Raw genomic sequence first — 17133 nt, 5'->3', positions numbered from 1 at the left:
GTGCGCAGGCCGGGGAAGGGCTACCGGTACGGCCGCTGGCGGGGCGGGCCCGACCCGCTCGCGCCGCCCTACGACCTGGGCAGCGCCGTCGACGAGATCGGCGACTCCGTGCTCGGCGGCAGCGGCGTCCGCGAGGCGCTGCGCGAGCTGCTGCGCCGCGGCATGGACGGCCGGCGCGGCCTCGACGAGCTGCGCCGCTCGGTGCGCGACCGGCTGCGGCAGGCGCGCACGGCCGGCCGGATGGACGGCACGCTGCAGGAGGTCCGCGAGCTGCTGGACCGGGCCCTGGAAGCCGAGCGCCGGGAGCTGTTCCCCGACCCGGACGACGCCGCCCGGCTGGCCGAGGCCGAGCTCGACGCGCTGCCGCAGGACACCGCGGGCGCGGTCCGCGCGCTCAAGGACTACCCGTTCCGCTCGCCGGAGGCCCAGCAGGCCTACGACCAGATCCAGGACCTGCTGCGGCGGGAGGTGCTCGACAGCTCCTTCGCCAACATGAAGCAGGCGCTGCAGAACGCCACCGAGGGCGACATGCAGGCGGTCAAGGACATGGTCGCCGACCTGTCCCGGCTGGTGGACGCGCACAACCGCGGCGAGGACACCGACGAGCAGTTCCGCGAGTTCATGGACCGGCACGGGCAGTTCTTCCCCGACGACCCGCAGTCGGTGGAGGAGCTGATCGACTCCCTCGCCCGCCGCGCGGCCGCGCAGGAGCGGATGATGGCCGGCCTCTCGCCCGAGCAGCGGGCCGAGCTGGCCGGGCTGATGGCCCAGACCATGTCCGACATGGGGCTGGCCAGCGAGATGGCGCACCTGCAGGACGCGCTGCGCCAGGCCCGGCCCGACCTGCCGTGGGGCCAGCGCGGCCAGGTGCCCGACGGCGAGCAGGGCCTCGGCCTGGGCGACGCCACCAGCGCGGTCGCCGAGCTCGCCGACCTCGAGGCACTGTCCAACCAGCTCTCGCAGGGCTACGCCGGCGCCTCGCTCGCCGACGTCGACGAGGAGCTGCTGGAGCAGGCGCTGGGCCGCGAGGCCGTCGACGACCTGGCGGCGCTGCGGCAGATGGAGCGCGAGCTGGAGCGGCAGGGCTACCTCAACCGCTCCGACGGCAAGCTGGAGCTCTCGCCCAAGGCGGTCCGCCGGCTGGGCGCCACCGCGCTGCGCCGGGTGTTCGCCACGCTGGACGCCACCGGCCGCGGCGAGCACGACGTCGCCGACGCCGGGTCGGCCGGGGAGCTGACCGGCAGCTCGCGGGAGTGGCAGTTCGGCGACGAGCAGCCGCTCGACGTCGTCCGCACGGTGCGCAACGCGGTGCTGCGCACCGCCGGGGAGCCGCACGGGGACGGGCGGAGGCGCGTCCGGATCGCCGTCGAGGACTTCGAGGTGGTGGAGACCGAGCGGCGCACCGGGGCCGCCGTCGCGCTGCTGGTGGACCTCTCCTACTCCATGGCGCTGCGCGGCACCTGGGGCGCGGCGAAGTCGACGGCGATGGCGCTGCACTCGCTGGTGACGACCCGGTTCCCGCAGGACGCCATCCAGATCATCGGGTTCTCCTCCACCGCGCAGGTGCTGCGGCCGGAGACGCTGGCCGAGCTCAGCGTGGACACGCTGCAGGGCACCAACCTGCAGCACGGGCTGATGCTGGCCCGCCGGTTCCTGGCCCAGCACCGCGACGCCGAGCCGGTGGTGCTGGTGGTGACCGACGGCGAGCCGACGGCGCACCTGGAGGACGACGGCACGCCGTACTTCTGCTGGCCGCCGATGCCCGAGACGATCGCGAAGACGGTCGCGGAGGTGGAGCGGGTGGCCCGGTCGGGGGCGACGCTCAACGTGTTCGCCCTCGACCCCGAGCCGAGCCTGGTCCACTTCGTCCACGACATCACCGCACGGGCCGGCGGCCGGGTGTTCACCCCGGACAGCGACCGCCTCGGCGAGTACGTCGTCGCCGACTACCTGCGCACCCGCAGGGGCCGCCGGGCACGGTGAAGGACCCCGTCCCCCCACCGCTGGCACGCCCGGGCCGAGCCTCGGGACGGGGCCGGCGGCGACCCCTGCAGAGGGGCCGTTCCCTCACGTCCCGTGCCGGACCGGGTGGGCGCCGCTGGAGCTGATGCCCGGGATCCGCCCGGCGCGGAAGGCGTCGACGAAGAGGCGGTGGTCCTCCTGAGCCTGCCGCGCGTAGGTGTGCGCGAAGTCGACCAGGTCGGCGACGAACTCCTCGCGGCGGCCGCCGACCATCGCCACGATGGCCTCCTCGGTCTGGAAGTCGACGAGCTCGTGGTCGCTGTCGACGTCGCCGACGCAGTGCACCTTCGCCGTCGCCCGGCCCAGCTGGGCCAGGACCGGGGCGATCTCCTCGGGCTCGGTGAGGTCGTCCCACTCGAGGTCGACCTCGTAGGGCGAGAGCTCCTGGACGACGAAGCCGACACCGCCGATCTCGGTGTGCCCGAGGAACTGCGAGGCGTTGGCCTGCAGCGCGCGCTGGCTGACCGCGGTGCGGTGCCCGTGGTGCTCGAAGGAGCCGCTGATGCGCGGGTCGCGGACCACCCGGCTCGGCGCGGCCACGTTGCCCTGCTTGAGGGAGAGGACGACGTCGTTCTCCAGCGCCTGGTCGTAGCCCTCGAGCAGCACGTTGTAGGCAGGCAGGCCCGCGCTGCCGATGCCGAACCCGCCGGTGCCGATGACGTCCTTGACGTCGTAGGCGACGTCGCGGCGGCGCACGGGCGGCACCACCGTGGTCCGCCACCGCTCCAGCGCGGCCAGCACCTGCTCGCGCTCGGCGTCCTCGAGCCGGCGGGTGCGGCCGCCGTCGGCGAAGCGCCGCTCGTAGGACTCGACGACGGTCATCCGGTCCAGCAGCGAGCCGCGGGTGCGGGCGGTGGTCTCCAGGATCGCCCGGTGGACCGCGCCCTCGGTGTTGGCCGTGGTCAGCGCGAAGGACCGGTCGTCGTCGGAGCGCGTGAAGGCCTCGACCTGGTCGAGGTAGGAGTGCAGGTAGCCGGCCAGCAGCTCGCCGATGACCTCGTCGCCGAGCGCCTTGCGCCAGGCCAGCAGCGCGAAGCTCGCGGCGAAGCGGCGCAGGTCCCAGCTGACGTGCCCGACGTAGGCCTCGTCGAAGTCGTTGACGTCGAAGACGATCCGCCCGGCGCCGTCCATGTAGGTCCCGAAGTTCTCCGCGTGCAGGTCGCCCTGGATCCACACCCGGGCGGTCCGCTCGTCGCACCAGCGGTCGTCGAGGACGTCCATGTCGGCGTAGAAGAGGCACGCGCTGCCGCGGTAGAAGGCGAACGGGTCGGCGGCCATCTTGCGGAACTTGGTGCGGAACGCGTCGGTGTCGGCGGCCATCAGGTCGGCGAAGGCGTCGACCAGCACGCCGACGATGAGCTCGCTGCGGTCACCGGGAGTTCCCTCGCGGGCCACCCCTCGGGGGGATTCGGACACGGGGGGCACCGTAGAGGCTCGATAGCCTGCGGGACAGGCGCTTGCACGGCGCGACGACAGGGGTGGGCGGTGACACGAGCGGGCACGGCGAGACGGCTGGCGGCCGGTGTCGCCTACGGGGGCGGCGGGGCCGGCCTGGCCGGCGCGGGCCTGCTCGGCCTGCTCCGACTGCAGGCCCGCTCGGCCCGCCGCCGGGTCGACGCGCACACCTCCCAGGCGGACCCGCCCTCCGGCGACGGCGTCTACGGCCGCGGCCGGGGCCGGGCCAAGCCGATGGTGTTCACCGTCCTCGGCGACTCCAGCGCGGTCGGGCTCGGCGTCGACCGCGCCGCCGACACCCCCGGTGCGCTGCTGGCCGCGGCGCTGGCCGAGCTCGCCGAGCGGCCGGTGCGGCTCGTGCGGGTGGCCGTCTCCGGCGCGGAGTCCTGCGAGCTGGACCCGCAGGTCGACCGCGCCCTGGCCGAGAAGCCCGACGTGGCGCTGATCATGATCGGCGCCAACGACGTCACCACCCGCACCCGCCCGGCGGTGTCGGTGCGCCACCTCGCCGACGCGGTGCGGCGGCTGCGGGCGGCCGGCGCGGAGGTCGTCGTCGGCACCTGCCCGGACCTGGGCACCATCCGCCCGATCGGCCAGCCGCTGCGGCTGCTGGCCCGCCGCTGGAGCCGGCAGATGGCCGCCGCGCAGACCATCGCGGTGGTCGAGGCGGGGGGCCGGACGGTGTCGCTCGGCTCGGTGCTGGGGCCGACGTTCGCCTCCGACCGGTCGCTCTTCAGCGTCGACGAGTTCCACCCCAGCGCGGCCGGCTACGCCGCCGCGGCCGCCGTCATCCTGCCCGCGCTGGCCGACGCGGTGGGCGTGTGGCCCGCGCGCGCCGAGGGGCGCCGCCGCCGCCGGGGCGCCGTCCGTCCGGTGGCCCGGGCCGCCGCGCGGGCCGCCGGCCGTCCGGGTACCGAGGTGCGCGCCACCGAGGTCCGCGGCTCGCAGACCGGGCCGCTGGGCACCTGGGCACGGCTGCTGCGGCGCCGCCCCACCGAGCTGCCCTCGCCGGAGGAGCTGCGCACCGAGGAGGTCCCCGCCGCGCGGGCGCACGACGGTGCGTGAGCCACGCCACACGGACGGAACCGCACCGGGCGTCACCCTCATCCGGGCCGCTACCCGGGAGTAGTTTCCGGGGTGACCCGACACCCGGCACTCCCGGCCGGGCCCGCCTCATCGTGGAGGACCCATGCCCGAAGCAGTCATCGTCGCGACCGCGCGCTCGCCCATCGGCCGTGCGTTCAAGGGGTCGCTCAAGGACTTCCGCCCCGACGACCTGACCGCCACCATCGTGCGCGCCGCGCTGGACAAGGTCCCGGCGCTGGACCCCGCGGACATCGACGACCTGATGCTGGGCTGCGGCCTGCCCGGCGGCGAGCAGGGCTACAACATGGGCCGCGTGGTCAGCGTGCTGCTCGGCATGGACCACCTGCCCGGCACCACGATCACCCGCTACTGCTCCTCGTCGCTGCAGACCACCCGCATGGCCATGCACGCCATCAAGGCCGGCGAGGGCGACGTCTTCATCTCCGCCGGCGTGGAGATGGTGTCGCGGTTCGTGAAGGGCAACAGCGACTCGCTGCCCGACACGCAGAACCCCGCGTTCACCGACGCGCAGACCCGGGTGGCCAAGGTCGCCGAGAGCGGCGCGGACTCCTGGACCGACCCGCGCGACAACGGCGAGGTGCCCGACATCTACGTCGCCATGGGGCAGACCGCCGAGAACCTGGCGCTGCTCAAGGACGTGTCCCGCCAGGACATGGACGAGTTCGCCGTCCGCAGCCAGAACCTCGCCGAGAAGGCGATCGCCGAGGGCTTCTGGGCCCGGGAGATCACCCCGGTCACCACGCCCGACGGCACCGTGGTCAGCACGGACGACGGCCCGCGCGCCGGCACCAACCTCGAGGGCATCTCCGGTCTCAAGCCGGTGTTCCGCCCCGACGGCAGGGTCACCGCCGGCAACGCCTGCCCGCTCAACGACGGCGCCGCCGCGGTGGTCGTCATGAGCGACACCAAGGCCCGCGAGCTCGGCCTGACCCCGCTGGCGCGGATCGTGTCCACGGCGGTCACCGGCCTGTCGCCGGAGATCATGGGCTACGGCCCGGTCGGCGCCTCGGAGCTCGCGCTGCAGCGGGCCGGCATGACCATCGACGACATCGACCTCGTCGAGATCAACGAGGCCTTCGCCGCGCAGGTCATCCCGAGCTACCGCGACCTGGGCATCGACCTCGACAAGCTGAACGTGCACGGCGGCGCGATCGCCGTCGGCCACCCGTTCGGCATGACCGGCGCCCGCATCACCGGCACGCTGATCAACGGCCTGCAGACGAGGGACGCCACCTTCGGCCTGGAGACGATGTGCGTCGGTGGCGGCATGGGCATGGCGATGGTCCTGGAGCGCCTCTCCTGAGCACCTGACGCGACGAGATCGCCGGTCTCGCACGGCTCCGGGCAGGCAGCCGCACGGGATCGGCGATCTCGGCGGGGTGCAGGCGCGGGATCGGACCCCGGAACGGGCAGTGGCCCGGCCCCCGCGAGGGGACCGGGCCACTGCCGTGTGTGGTGTGGGTCAGTTGTCCTGGAAGTAGGACAGCAGGCGCAGGATCTCCAGGTACAGCCAGACGACCGTGACGAGCAGGCCGAAGGCGATGTACCAGGCGAACTTGGCCGGGGCGCCGCGGCGGATGGCCTCGTCGGCCATGTCGAAGTCGAGCAGCAGCGAGAAGGCCGCCACACCGATCACGACGAGGCTGAAGACGATGGCCAGCGGGCCGCCGTCACGCAGGCCCAGGCCGCCGGGGACGAAGAAGCCGACCACCAGGTTGACCAGCACGAGGGCGAGGACGCCGAACAGCGCGCCCACGACCCAGCGGGTCAGCTTCGGGGTGACCCGGATGGCGCCGGTCTTGTAGACCACCAGCATGCCGGCGAAGACACCGAACGTGCCGATGATCGCCTGGACGACGATCCCCGGGTAGATGGTGTTGAAGGCCTCGCTGATGGCGCCGAGCCCGACACCGTAGAGCGCGCCGTAGGCGAGGGTGGCAGCCGGGTTGGCGATCTGCTTGAAGGCGATCACCAGGCCCAGGACGAAGGCCACCAGCACCGCGGGCAGCGCCAGGCCCCACGCGGCCTGACCGGGCATCGCCCAGACGGCGGCCGCGGCGAGGACGGTCACCAGGAACGACAGGCCCGTCTTCTGGACGACGTCGTCCATCGTCATGTAGCGCGTGGTCGGCGGGCTGAACGGCTGACCGGCGGGGGCCGGGGCGCCGTAGCCCTGGGGGGCACCGTAGGGCTGGCCGTACTGCTGGCCATAGGGCTGGCCGTACTGCTGGCCGGGAGCGGCGTAGCCCTGCTGGCCGTACTGCTGGCCGTAGCCGGGAGCGCCGTAGCCCTGCTGGCCGTACTGCTGGCCACCGCCGGACGCGGCGTTGGCGAAGCCCCGGCCGAAGACCGGGTTGTGGCTGGGCATCGTCATCTCCTCGAGGTGACTTCGTCGGTCGGTGGGCTGCGTCCTCGCACCCCACTCGGTTCGTACAACGCAGCAGGTGGCCCGTGCGTTCCGCGGGGAGCGGCCTACCCCGACCGGGTGAGCGGACACACCGGGGGCGCGGCACCGTGCGGTGCCGCGCCCCCGGGTCGTGCCGGTCAGGAGGTCAGACCGCGTCACCACCGTGGTCGTGGTCGTGGTCGTGGTCCGGGGAGAGCCCGCCGCCACCGGCCATCTGCTGCGCGGTGACCCGCCACTGGCGGTCGGTCGGGTCCTCCTCGAAGGTGCCACCGGGGACCGGCGTGCCGGCCACGCCGTTCACCCGGGCCGTGTCGTAGGCGAGGGTGAGCACCGAGTAGGCGATGGCGTCGGAGTTCTGGTCGAGCGCCGTCCGGTTGACGTTGGTGATCGTGTCCCCGGCCTGGTGGTAGTTCGGGTCGTAGGCCACGCCGGGAGTGCCGCCGTAGAGCGGCACCTGGTACGGCTTCTTCGCGACCTCCGCGCCGGTGAACAGGCCACCGGAGGGGATGCCGGCGCGGATGAACGCCTGGTAGTCGCTGCGGCCGCTGAACTCGGTGCCCTCGTACCAGAGGCCCTGCGCCTCGTAGTAGTCCTCGAGGACGTACTCGATGTCCGCCGAGCCCTCCGGCACCGGGGTGCCCGTGGGGGCCGGGAACGTCGACTGGTCACCGTCGTAGATGAACCGGGCGAAGTTGGGCGAGCCGACCATGTCGAAGTTCAGGTAGAGGCCGATCCGGTCCTTGTCCGCCTGGGGCAGGTTCGCGACGTAGTAGTTCGAGCCCTGCAGCCCGAGCTCCTCGGCACCCCACCAGGCGAACCGGACGGTGTTGGTCGGCTTGACCTTGCCCAGGTTCTCGGCGACCTCGATCAGCGCGGCGCTGCCGGAGCCGTTGTCGTTGATGCCTGGGCCGGCGGCCACCGAGTCGAGGTGAGCACCGGCCATGACGACGTTGTCCGACGTGCGGCCGGGCAGCTCAGCGAGGACGTTGCTGGTGTCCCGCAGCTCGCTGATCGTCTCGATCGAGACGGTGGCGATCTCGCCGGCGAACGTCGGGCCGAGGTCGAACGACGTGCCGACGGCAGGGATGTCGACCGGCGCCCCGAGCGTCCCGGCGACCACGTCAACGCGGTCGGGGGACGCACCGTCGTTGTAGACGATGACCGCGTCGTACCCGGCCGCCAGGGCGTTGCCGGCCTTGACCCCGAACGTGCAGGTACCTCGCTTGACGAGGGCGATCTGGGTCTCGGCGTCGCTGGCCGGGGCGAAGTCGGAGGCCTCGCAGCCGCTGGTCGCGGATGCGGTGTCGATCGGGACGACGAGACCGGTGACGGTGCCTGTGCCCGAGTAGGTCATGTCGCGGAACTGGTCGGGGTAGTCGTAGCCCGCACCGTCGACGGTCAGCGTCGGCTCGCCCAGCAGCTCGTAGAACGGGAACTCGAACTGCTGGCTGGAGACCTGCCAGCCGGCCGCTCGCAGCCGCTGCTGCACATACTCGGCGGACGCGTCGTACCCGGGCGTCCCCGAGGCGCGGTTGCCCCCGTTGGCGTCCGCGATCCGCTGGAGCTCCGTGAGGTGCTCGGTGACGCCGTCGACCGTGACGCACTCGGTCAGCTTGGCCACCGTGTTGTTGTTCCGTGTCTCGCAGCCGCCCGGCGCGGCCGCCGCCGGCAGCGCGACGACCACGCTGCCCGCGAGCGCCAGGGCGCCGGCGGTGCCGATCACGGCGACCCGTGACCGGCGCGCGGACTGGACCAGACTCATACGTACTCCCTTGGACGTCGAGAGTGAGCGATCGGTCGCTCACTACCGGTCACCCTGTCAAACGGGTCACGGGAGACGTCAAGACCTGTATTTCCTGCGGCCGATGGTGTACAGCCCCGGAAGAAGTCGTGAGCCCGGCGCACGGTGCCCCCGGTGGGGTTCGAACCCACACTGTGACCCTTTTAAGGGGCCTGCCTCTGCCGGTTGGGCCACGGGGGCGCGCTCCTCCCCCGGGACGTGGTGGTCCCGGGGCGGGGCGGTCTAGCTCGCCTGGGCGCGGTCGGCCCCCGTCGGGGCGGGCAGCTGCCCGGTGCCCCCGCCCCCGGCGGCGGTGACGAACTCCCGGCGCGGGTCCTGCAGCTGCCCCAGGGCGATGACCTCGCGGCGGAACACCGAGGCCAGCGTCCAGTCGGCCACCACGCGCGCCTTGCGGTTGAACGTCGGGACGCGGCTGACGTGGTAGCTGCGGTGCATGAACCAGGCCGGCCAGCCCTTGAGCTTGACGCCGTAGACCTGCGCGACGCCCTTGTGCAGGCCCAGGCTGGCCACCGACCCGGCGTACTCGTGGCGGTAGGGCTGCGGCTCCCGGCCGTGCAGCACGGCGACGACGTTGTCGGCCAGCCGCTTGGCCTGCCGGACGGCGTGCTGGGCGTTGGGGGCGGTCGTGGCGCCCGGCTGGTCCTTGGTCAGGTCGGGGACGGCGGCCAGGTCGCCTGCTGCCCACGCTCCCTCCAGCCCGCTGACCTGGAGGGTCGGCTCGCAGCGCACCCGGCCGCGCTCGTCGAGGGGCAGGTCGGTCTGCGTCAGCAGCGGGTTGGGCTTGGTGCCCGCCGTCCACACCAGGGTGTCGCTGGCGAACTCGTCGCCGTCGCTGAGCCGCACGACACCCTCGTCGGACACCGACTCCAGCCGGGTGTTGAGCCGCACGTCCATGCCGCGGGCGGTGAGCTGCTTGACCGTCCAGGCGGCCATGTCCAGGTCGACCTCGGGCAGGATCCGGCCGGTCGCCTCCACGAGCACCCAGCGCATGTCGCTGGTCGACAGCCGCGGGTAGTAGTGCTCGACGGCGTAGCGCGCCATGTCCTCGAGCTCGGCGAAGGCCTCGATGCCGGCGTAGCCGCCACCGACGAAGGTGAACGTCAGCGCCCGGGTGCGGACGGCGGGGTCGTCGGTCGAGGCGGCGGCGTCGAGCCGGGCCAGCACGTGGTTGCGCAGGTAGATGGCCTCGCCGACGGTCTTGAAGCCGATGCCGTTCTCGGCCAGCCCGGGGATGGGCAGGGTGCGCGCCACGGAGCCGGCGGCCATGACCACGACGTCGTAGGACAGCTCGTAGGGCGAGCCCTCGGCCGGCACGATCCGCGCCTTCCGTTCGGCGTGCGACAGCGACGCCACCGCGCCGGTGACCACCCGGCAGCGGTGCAGGGTGCGGCGCAGCGGGACCACCACGTGACGCGGCTCCACCGAGCCGGCCGCCGCCTCGGGCAGGAACGGCTGGTAGGTCATGTGCGGCTGGGGGTCGACGACGACGATCTCCGCCCGGCCGCGGGACAGCTTCTTCTGCAGCCGGAGCGCGGTGTAGAGGCCGACGTAGCCGCCGCCGACGACGAGGACCACCGGACGGGACGCGGGACCGGGACTGGTCATGCGCCCACCCTAGGGGCGCACGAGCTCCGTGGCCCGGGTCAGGACAGCGTCGAGCATCGGCTCGGTCAGCCGGCCGGTGAAGGTGTTCTGCTGGCTGACGTGGTAGCTGCCCAGCAGCGTCAGCGGCCCCCGCGGGCCGTCGAGGGTCACCTCCACGCCGTGGCCGAACGCCGGCCGCGGGCGGGGCAGCGCGTACCCGGCGGCGGCCAGCACCGGCCACAGCGCCGTCCAGCCGAAGCCGCCGAGGACGACGACCACCCGAAGCCGCGGCAGCAGTGCCAGCTCCCGGGCCAGCCACGGGTTGCAGGCGTCGCGCTCGGCCGGGGTGGGCGCGTTGTCCGGCGGCGCGCAGCGCACCGCGGCGGCGACCCGGACGTCGCCGAGCTCCAGGCCGTCACCGACGTGCGTGGACGTCGGCTGGCTGGCCAGCCCGGCCCGCCACAGCGCGGCGAAGATCCAGTCGCCGCTGCGGTCGCCGGTGAAGACGCGGCCGGTGCGGTTGCCGCCGTGTGCGGCCGGCGCCAGCCCGACCACCGCGATCCGGGCGTCGGCGGGGCCCAGGCCCGGGACCGGGCGGCCCCAGTAGTCCTCGTCGCGGAAGGCGGCCCGCTTGACCCGGGCCACCTCCTCGCGCCAGGCCACCAGCCGCGGGCAGGCGCGGCAGCCGGAGACGCGGGCGTCGAGGACGGCGAGGTCGCGGGCGGCCCGGGCGGCGCGGAGCACGCCGGCGGGGGTGCGGGTGACGGGGAACCCCTGGGCGTCGACTGCCACCGGCCCAGTGGACCACCCGGGCGGGGACGGGCGGCCTCCGGGGCGGCAGGGCATGATCACCGCATGGCCCGCAAGGAGAAGGCGCCGCTGACCTGGAAGCTGCTCGGCTCGGGGCTCGCGATCCCCGCCGGGATCGCCGCCCGCAAGGTGACCGACGCGGCCTGGTACGCCGCGCGCGGCACCAACCCGCCGAAGAACCCGGCCGCGCCCGGCGTGACGTGGCCGGAGGCGCTGGCCTGGGCCGCCTTCTCCGGCGTCGTCGTCGCGGCCGGGCGGCTGGTCGCCGCCCGGGGTGCCGCGGCGGCCTACCAGTCGCTGACCGGGAAGCTGCCCCCCGGCCTCAACGAGGGCCCCTGACCGACCTCAGCCGCGGGCGAGCCGGAGCGCGATGCCGTCGAGGATGTCGTGCTCGCTGACGACGACCTCGTCGAGCGAGAAGGCGTCCATGAGCACCCGCAGCACGAGGGCGCCCGCGCCGATGACGTCGACCCGCCCCGGGTGCATGACCGGGTACGCGGCGCGCCGCTCGCGGGTGGCCGTCAGCAGCCCGGCGGTGACCGAGCGGACGGCGCCCACCCCGATCCGCGAGCCGTGGATGGCCACCGGGTCGTAGGCGGGCAGCCGCAACGCGAGCGCGGCCACGGTGGTCACCGAGCCGGCCAGGCCGACCAGCGTGGCCGCCTCCTGCACCGGCACGGCGGCGGCGACCTCGGCCAGTGCGGCGCGGACGTCGGACTCGGCGCGCTGGATCTCGTCGGCGGTGGGCGGGTCGCCGTGCAGGTGCCGCTCGGTCAGCCGCACGCAGCCGACGTCCACCGAGCGGGCGGCCCGGACCCCGCCGGCGTCGCCGAGCACGAACTCCGTCGAGCCGCCGCCGATGTCGACCACCAGGTAGGGCGGGCGCGGCGGTGCGCCGCCGTGCGCGGCGGCCGCGGCGTCGAGCGAGGCGGTGGCGCCGAGGAAGGACAGCCGGGCCTCCTCGTCGCCCGGGACGACGTCGGGCGGCTGACCGAGCGTCGCGGTGACCATCGCCTCGAAGTCGGCGCGGTTGGCCGCGTCGCGGGTGGCGCTGGTGGCGACCATCCGCACCGCGGTGGCGCCCAACTCGCGTGCCTGCGCGGCGTACCCGGCCAGCACCCGGCGGGTGCGCTCGATCGCCTCGGGCGCCAGCCGGCAGGTGGCGTCGACGCCCTGGCCGAGGCGCACCACCTCCATGCGGCGCAGCAGGTCGGTGTGCGCACCCTCCGGCGGGACGTCGGCGACGAGCAGGCGGATGGAGTTGGTACCGCAGTCGACGGCCGCGACCCGGGTCACGTCGGCTCCCCCTCGGGGGGCGCGCAGGGGCCCTGGGCCCACCACTCCCCCATCTCGGCCACGGCCCGGTCGCCGACCGGGTTGACGCCGGGGCCCGCGGCCAGCGCGTGCCCGGCCAGGGCGTGCAGGCACTTGACCCGGTCGGGCATGCCGCCGGCGGTGGCCCGGGTGGGCAGCTCGCCGAGGGCGTCGCGCTCGGCGAGGTAGGCCTCGTGGGCGGCGCGGTAGGCCGTGGCGAGGCCGGCGTCGGTGCCCAGGTCGGCCTGCCACTCGCGCATCCGGCCGGCCGACTCCAGCCGGCTCGCGGCCGCGGAGGCGCGCGGGCAGGTCAGGTAGTACAGCGTGGGGAACGGGGTGCCGTCCTCCAGCCGCGGGGAGGTCTGCACCACGTCGGGCTGGCCGCACGGGCAGCGGTGCGCCACCGCCCGCACCGCGCGCGGCGGGCGGCCGAGCTGGCGGGCGACGACCGCGCGCTCCTCCGGGGTGATCGGCTCCCGCACCCGCTCGCCCGGGGAGGGGCGGGAACGGTCCTTCACCCGTCGGCCTCGGCGACCGACCCGAGCAGCTCCTCGTACCAGGGCCGGTCGGTGTCGGGGACCTCGGGCAGCGTGCCGGCGTCGCCCTCGGCGGCCTCGCCGTCGACCACGACGACCAGCCGGTCGCCGGGCAGCACGTAGGCCAGCCGCTCCCGGGCCTCGCGGGCGGTCCACGCCGGGTCGGCCTGGCGCTCCAGCTCGGCCTCGAGGTCGGCGATCCGCTGGTCGAGGGCGGTCCCCTCGGCGGCGAGCCGGGCCAGCTCCTGGCGGCCCTCCAGCCACTGCCGGAAGGGACCGGCCAGCGTCAGCGCGAGCAGCAGCACCAGCCCCACCAGGACGACGGCGCGGCCGGTGAACAGCGGCCGCCGGGCCGCCGCGGCGCGCGGTGCCGGGCGCGGGGTGCGCCGGCCGGGACGGGCCGCGGCGGGACGGTTGCCCGCGCCCGACCGCGTCCCGGCCGGCACCGGACGGGACGCGGCGTGCGAGAGCGGCCGGCCGGTCGAGCGGCGCCGGCCGGTGCCCGCGCTCACCGGGTCAGGAGGTGCGCAGGCGCGGGAAGGCCGCCGCGCCGGCGTAGCGCGCGGCGTCGTCGAGCTCCTCCTCAATGCGCAGCAGCTGGTTGTACTTCGCCACCCGCTCGCTGCGCGCCGGGGCGCCGGTCTTGATCTGCCCGCAGTCGGTGGCGACGGCGAGGTCGGCGATCGTGGTGTCCTCGGTCTCGCCCGAGCGGTGGCTCATCATGCAGCGGTAGCCGTTGCGGTGCGCCAGGTTCACCGCGTCGAGCGTCTCGGTGAGCGTGCCGATCTGGTTGACCTTCACCAGCAGCGCGTTGGCCGCCCCGCGGCCGATGCCGTCGGCCAGCCGGGCGGGGTTGGTGACGAACAGGTCGTCACCCACGATCTGCACGCGGTCGCCGAGCGCCGCGGTCATCGCCACCCAGCCGTCCCAGTCCTCCTCCGAGAGCGGGTCCTCGATGGAGACGATCGGGTAGGCGTCGACCAGCTCGCGGTAGTAGTCGACGAGGTACTCGGCCGACCGGGTCTGGCCCTCGAAGTCGTAGCCGCCCTCGCCGTGGAACTCGGTGGCCGCGACGTCCAGCGCGAACGCGATGTCGGTGCCCAGCGCGTAGCCGGCCTTCTCGACGGCCTCGGCGATGAGGTCGAGCGCGGCGCGGTTGGTGGGCAGGTCGGGGGCGAAGCCGCCCTCGTCGCCGAGGCCGGTGGACAGGCCGCGGCCCTTCAGCACCGACTTCAGCGCGTGGTAGCACTCGGCACCGGTCGACAGCGCCTCGGCGAAGGTCGCCGCGCCGATCGGCGCGATCATGAACTCCTGGACGTCGACGTTGCTGTCGGCGTGGGCGCCGCCGTTGAGGATGTTCATCATCGGCACCGGCAGCAGGTGCGCCGACGGGCCGCCGACGTAGCGGAACAGCGGCAGGCCGGTGGAGTCGGCGCCCGCACGGGCGACGGCGAGGCTCACGCCGAGCAGCGCGTTGGCGCCCAGGCGGGACTTGTCGGGCGTGCCGTCGAGGTCGAGCAGGCGCTGGTCGACCAGCCGCTGCTCGGTGGCCTCGTAGCCCACCAGCTCGGGGCCGATGACGTCGAGGACGCCGTCGACGGCCTTGGTCACGCCCTTGCCGCCGTAGCGCTCGCCGCCGTCGCGCAGCTCCACCGCCTCGAAGGCGCCGGTGGAGGCGCCGCTCGGCACCGCCGCGCGGGCGATCGTCCCGTCGTCGAGGGCGACCTCGACCTCCACGGTGGGGTTCCCGCGCGAGTCCAGGATCTCCCGCGCGCCTACGGCGTCGATGCTCGGCACGGGGGCAGCCTAACCAGCCCGCCCCCGGTCGGTGAGGACGCCGCCCACCCGGGCACGGCGGGCACGGTCCCGGTCACCCCTCCCGGCGCCGCGCCTCGGCGTCGAGCTCCCCGGCGTAGCGGCGCACCGCCTCCCGGAGCGCGTCCTCGGCGTCCCAGCCGCGCCGCTCGGCCGCGGTGACCACCGCCAGCAGCCGTTCGCCCAGCTCCTCCGGCGCGGCGGAGTCCAGGCCGGCCGGCTCCGGCGTCGGGAACCCCGCCCGGGCGGCGCGGCGCACCAGCGCCGCGCCCCAGGACGCGGCCGGCTGCGAGCGCGAGACGCCCTCCGTCGGCGAGCGCCGCTGCTTCTCCGCCTGCTTGATCTCCTCCCAGCCCGCCTCCACCCCGGCGACGTCGCGGGGGCCCGCGCCGCCGAAGACGTGGGGGTGCCGCCGGACCAGCTTGTCCACCAGGTCGCCGGCCACGTCGTCGACGTCGAAGCGGCGCCCGGCGCCCGCCTCGGCGGCCACCCGCGCGTGGAACACCACCTGGAGCAGGACGTCACCGAGCTCCTCGCGCATCGCGACCGGGTCGTCGTCGACGATCGCGTCGTAGGCCTCGTGCGCCTCCTCGAGCAGGTAGCCGCGCAGCGAGGCGTGCGTCTGCTCGGCGTCCCACGGGCAGCCGCCCGGCGAGCGCAGCCGGTCCATCACCGCGACGACGTCGAGCAGCCGGGCCCCGGGCGGCGCCGCGGTGGCGACCACGTCCCCGGCGTCGACCTCGGTGCCGGCCGCGACCAGGGCGACGACGCTGTCGGGGCGGGCGGCGGCGGCCGCGGCGTCGGACACGTCGTCGACCGCCCAGCCCTGGGCGCGCAGCGCGTCGGCGGTCGCCGCGGCGCCGGGCAGCGCGACCACCGGGCGGCCGCTGGACAGCGCCTGCCAGGCGGCGGGGCCGAGCAGGCCGGGGAGGGCGGGGTGGACGACGACGGCGAGCGCGACGGGCACTCGGCCAGTCTCCGGGACCGCCGGACCAGCCGCCCCGGCGGCTCAGGGAGCGGTCCTCCCGAGCCAGGAGTCCACCAGCAGGACCGAGAAGTCCAGCGGCAGCCCGGTCTCCTCCCGGAGGAGGCGGACCGCACGCACCCGGTCGTGGCGGGCGAGGTCGGACACCCGCTGCCGGATCGCCGGGTCGACCGTGATCGTCTCGGGGCGGGGGCGGTACCGCCAGGGCACGCCGGCTCAGCCGCCCGAGCCGGTGCCGGTGGTGCCGGTGGCGGCCGCGTCGTCGAGCAGGTCGACCACGCCGCCGTCGGCCTCGCGGACCACGTCGTCCTCCAGCGCCCCGTAGCGCGGGTTCACCGTGATGTCGAGGTCGGTGCGCACCTCGTCGACCAGCGCCGCGCCGGCCTCCTCGACGCCGGTGGCCGCCTCGTCCTCCAGCTGGGTGCGCACCTCCTCGAAGGCGGGGGTGCTGCGCTGGCCGACGTAGACCACGACCACGCCGGTCACCTGCGGCACGGTCACGGTGAAGGCGGTGCCCGGCGCGGCCGTCGTCACGCCGCCGGCCAGCGGTGCCGGGACGTCGGCGAGGGCCACGGGCGCCACCGCGGGCAGCGTGTTCTGGCCGGGGAAGCGCGCGGCCACGGCCGGGTAGGCGGCGGGGTCCGCGGTCAGCTCGTCGACGACGCCGTCGGCGGTGGGCTGGTCGGGGACGACGAGGTAGCCGAGCTCCACCTGCTCGAGGTCGCCGCGGACCTCCTCGTACCGGGCGCGCAGCGCGGCCTCGTCGAGGGCGCCGGCCTCCCCCGCGGACTCGGCCAGCTCGCGGCGCAGCAGCTGCTGGCGGGCGCTCTCCAGGACGTCGTCGCGGGAGAAGCCCTGGGCGGCGGCCTGCGCGAACAGGTCCGCGGCGTCCTGCCCGGCCAGCGACCGGTCGACGAACGCGGACACCTCGGCGTCGGTCACCTCGACGCCGTAGCGCTGCGCCGCGGCCGTGTAGACCTCCTCGCGGAGCAGCAGGCTCAGCACCTGGCGGGTGAAGTCGGTCTCCGAGCCGGCCGCGGCCTCCGCGATCGCCGGGTCGGCCAGCCGCTCGTCCACCGCCGCCTGCAGCTCGACGGCGGTCACCTGCTCGTCACCGACGTAGGCGGCCACCGACGGCGAGGTCCGGCAGCCGGTCAGGGCGGCGACGGCGGCCAGCCCGAGGACGGCAGCTGCGGGGAGTCGACGCGTGCGCACGCCCGGAGACTCCCACACCGCCCGTGGCGCTCCCCGCACGACGCGGCGGCCACCGGCGCGGCCCTCACCGTGCCGCGGTCGG

Annotated in this window: 16 protein-coding genes and 1 tRNA gene; 4 read left to right on the top strand and 13 right to left on the bottom strand. The window is 75.1% G+C overall.

Annotated features, from left to right (window positions below; translation table 11 throughout):
- On the top strand, positions 1-1983 hold the full coding sequence (locus tag BMZ33_RS10260; RefSeq protein WP_169064135.1) for a VWA domain-containing protein: 1983 nt from the start codon (positions 1-3) through the stop codon (positions 1981-1983).
- A gap of 84 nt (positions 1984-2067) precedes the next feature.
- Here BMZ33_RS10260 and BMZ33_RS10255 read toward each other — a convergent pair whose 3' ends face one another.
- Positions 2068-3438 (bottom strand): DUF2252 domain-containing protein, encoded by a 1371-nt coding sequence (locus tag BMZ33_RS10255; RefSeq protein ID WP_169064134.1) that lies wholly within the window; start codon positions 3436-3438, stop codon positions 2068-2070.
- A gap of 69 nt (positions 3439-3507) precedes the next feature.
- Here BMZ33_RS10255 and BMZ33_RS10250 point away from each other — a divergent pair, with 69 nt between their 5' ends.
- Both BMZ33_RS10250 and BMZ33_RS10245 read left to right on the top strand, forming a co-directional pair.
- The gene (locus tag BMZ33_RS10250) at positions 3508-4542 is read left to right on the top strand and encodes an SGNH/GDSL hydrolase family protein (protein WP_091109485.1); all 1035 of its coding nucleotides are present in this window, start codon (positions 3508-3510) and stop codon (positions 4540-4542) included.
- A gap of 124 nt (positions 4543-4666) precedes the next feature.
- Complete coding sequence (locus tag BMZ33_RS10245) at positions 4667-5887, top strand: acetyl-CoA C-acetyltransferase (protein ID WP_091109482.1); 1221 nt, start codon at positions 4667-4669, stop codon at positions 5885-5887.
- A 159-nt stretch (positions 5888-6046) separates the two neighbouring features.
- Here the strand turns inward: BMZ33_RS10245 and BMZ33_RS10240 are convergent, their stop codons facing one another.
- The 5 genes from BMZ33_RS10240 to BMZ33_RS10220 all read right to left on the bottom strand — a co-directional run bounded on the left by BMZ33_RS10240 (position 6047) and on the right by BMZ33_RS10220 (position 11168).
- A complete protein-coding gene (locus tag BMZ33_RS10240) occupies positions 6047-6952 on the bottom strand; it encodes a Bax inhibitor-1/YccA family protein (RefSeq protein ID WP_091109891.1) in 906 nt (301 codons plus the stop codon).
- 184 nt (positions 6953-7136) lie between these two features.
- The gene (locus BMZ33_RS10235; RefSeq protein WP_091109479.1) at positions 7137-8753 is read right to left on the bottom strand and encodes a M28 family metallopeptidase; all 1617 of its coding nucleotides are present in this window, start codon (positions 8751-8753) and stop codon (positions 7137-7139) included.
- Positions 8754-8898: 145 nt separating this feature from the next.
- Positions 8899-8972: transfer RNA gene (locus BMZ33_RS10230), tRNA-Leu, on the bottom strand.
- A 42-nt stretch (positions 8973-9014) separates the two neighbouring features.
- Complete coding sequence (locus BMZ33_RS10225) at positions 9015-10397, bottom strand: NAD(P)/FAD-dependent oxidoreductase (RefSeq protein WP_091109477.1); 1383 nt, start codon at positions 10395-10397, stop codon at positions 9015-9017.
- A 9-nt stretch (positions 10398-10406) separates the two neighbouring features.
- Entirely contained in the window at positions 10407-11168 is a 762-nt protein-coding gene (locus tag BMZ33_RS10220) for a uracil-DNA glycosylase (protein ID WP_091109475.1), read from the bottom strand.
- Between the two features lie 63 nt (positions 11169-11231).
- On the opposite strand from BMZ33_RS10220, the gene BMZ33_RS10215 reads away from it, so the two are divergent.
- Entirely contained in the window at positions 11232-11525 is a 294-nt protein-coding gene (locus BMZ33_RS10215; protein ID WP_091109473.1) for a DUF4235 domain-containing protein, read from the top strand.
- Positions 11526-11531: 6 nt separating this feature from the next.
- Here the strand turns inward: BMZ33_RS10215 and BMZ33_RS10210 are convergent, their stop codons facing one another.
- The 7 genes from BMZ33_RS10210 to BMZ33_RS23220 form a co-directional block, all read right to left on the bottom strand.
- Positions 11532-12482 carry a Ppx/GppA phosphatase family protein gene (locus BMZ33_RS10210; RefSeq protein WP_091109471.1) on the bottom strand — a complete coding sequence of 317 codons (951 nt, stop codon included), beginning with the start codon at positions 12480-12482 and terminating at the stop codon, positions 11532-11534.
- Positions 12479-13018: a DUF501 domain-containing protein gene (locus BMZ33_RS10205; RefSeq protein ID WP_169064133.1), complete on the bottom strand. Its 540-nt coding sequence runs from the start codon at positions 13016-13018 to the stop codon at positions 12479-12481. The genes BMZ33_RS10210 and BMZ33_RS10205 overlap by 4 nt, the downstream gene beginning before the upstream one ends.
- Positions 13015-13548, bottom strand: a complete 534-nt coding sequence (locus tag BMZ33_RS10200; RefSeq protein WP_091109468.1) for an FtsB family cell division protein — start codon at positions 13546-13548, stop codon at positions 13015-13017. The genes BMZ33_RS10205 and BMZ33_RS10200 overlap by 4 nt, the downstream gene beginning before the upstream one ends.
- 4 nt (positions 13549-13552) lie before the next feature.
- Positions 13553-14833 carry a phosphopyruvate hydratase gene (gene eno, locus BMZ33_RS10195; RefSeq protein ID WP_091109466.1) on the bottom strand — a complete coding sequence of 427 codons (1281 nt, stop codon included), beginning with the start codon at positions 14831-14833 and terminating at the stop codon, positions 13553-13555.
- A 73-nt stretch (positions 14834-14906) separates the two neighbouring features.
- Complete coding sequence (locus BMZ33_RS10190) at positions 14907-15818, bottom strand: nucleoside triphosphate pyrophosphohydrolase (RefSeq protein WP_091109463.1); 912 nt, start codon at positions 15816-15818, stop codon at positions 14907-14909.
- Between the two features lie 42 nt (positions 15819-15860).
- Positions 15861-16046, bottom strand: coding sequence for a hypothetical protein (locus tag BMZ33_RS10185; protein ID WP_091109460.1), 186 nt, complete (start codon positions 16044-16046; stop codon positions 15861-15863).
- Between the two features lie 6 nt (positions 16047-16052).
- Positions 16053-17051: a SurA N-terminal domain-containing protein gene (locus BMZ33_RS23220; protein ID WP_091109457.1), complete on the bottom strand. Its 999-nt coding sequence runs from the start codon at positions 17049-17051 to the stop codon at positions 16053-16055.
- Positions 17052-17133 lie beyond the last annotated feature (82 nt).

It is taken from the genome of Geodermatophilus dictyosporus (genome assembly GCF_900115505.1).
GTDB lineage: Bacteria > Actinomycetota > Actinomycetes > Mycobacteriales > Geodermatophilaceae > Geodermatophilus > Geodermatophilus dictyosporus.
Note: the sequence above shows the minus strand (reverse complement) of the source record. Positions and strands in the feature narration are given on the sequence as shown.

Excerpts from the sequence above, each read along its gene's own strand:
- BMZ33_RS10245 (WP_091109482.1), top strand. The coding sequence starts at position 4,667 with ATGCCCGAAGCAGTCATCGTCGCGACCGCGCGCTCGCCCATCGGCCGT.
- BMZ33_RS10240 (WP_091109891.1), bottom strand. The coding sequence starts at position 6,952 with ATGCCCAGCCACAACCCGGTCTTCGGCCGGGGCTTCGCCAACGCCGCG.
- BMZ33_RS10215 (WP_091109473.1), top strand. The coding sequence starts at position 11,232 with ATGGCCCGCAAGGAGAAGGCGCCGCTGACCTGGAAGCTGCTCGGCTCG.
- BMZ33_RS10225 (WP_091109477.1), bottom strand. The coding sequence starts at position 10,397 with ATGACCAGTCCCGGTCCCGCGTCCCGTCCGGTGGTCCTCGTCGTCGGC.
- BMZ33_RS10235 (WP_091109479.1), bottom strand. The coding sequence starts at position 8,753 with ATGAGTCTGGTCCAGTCCGCGCGCCGGTCACGGGTCGCCGTGATCGGC.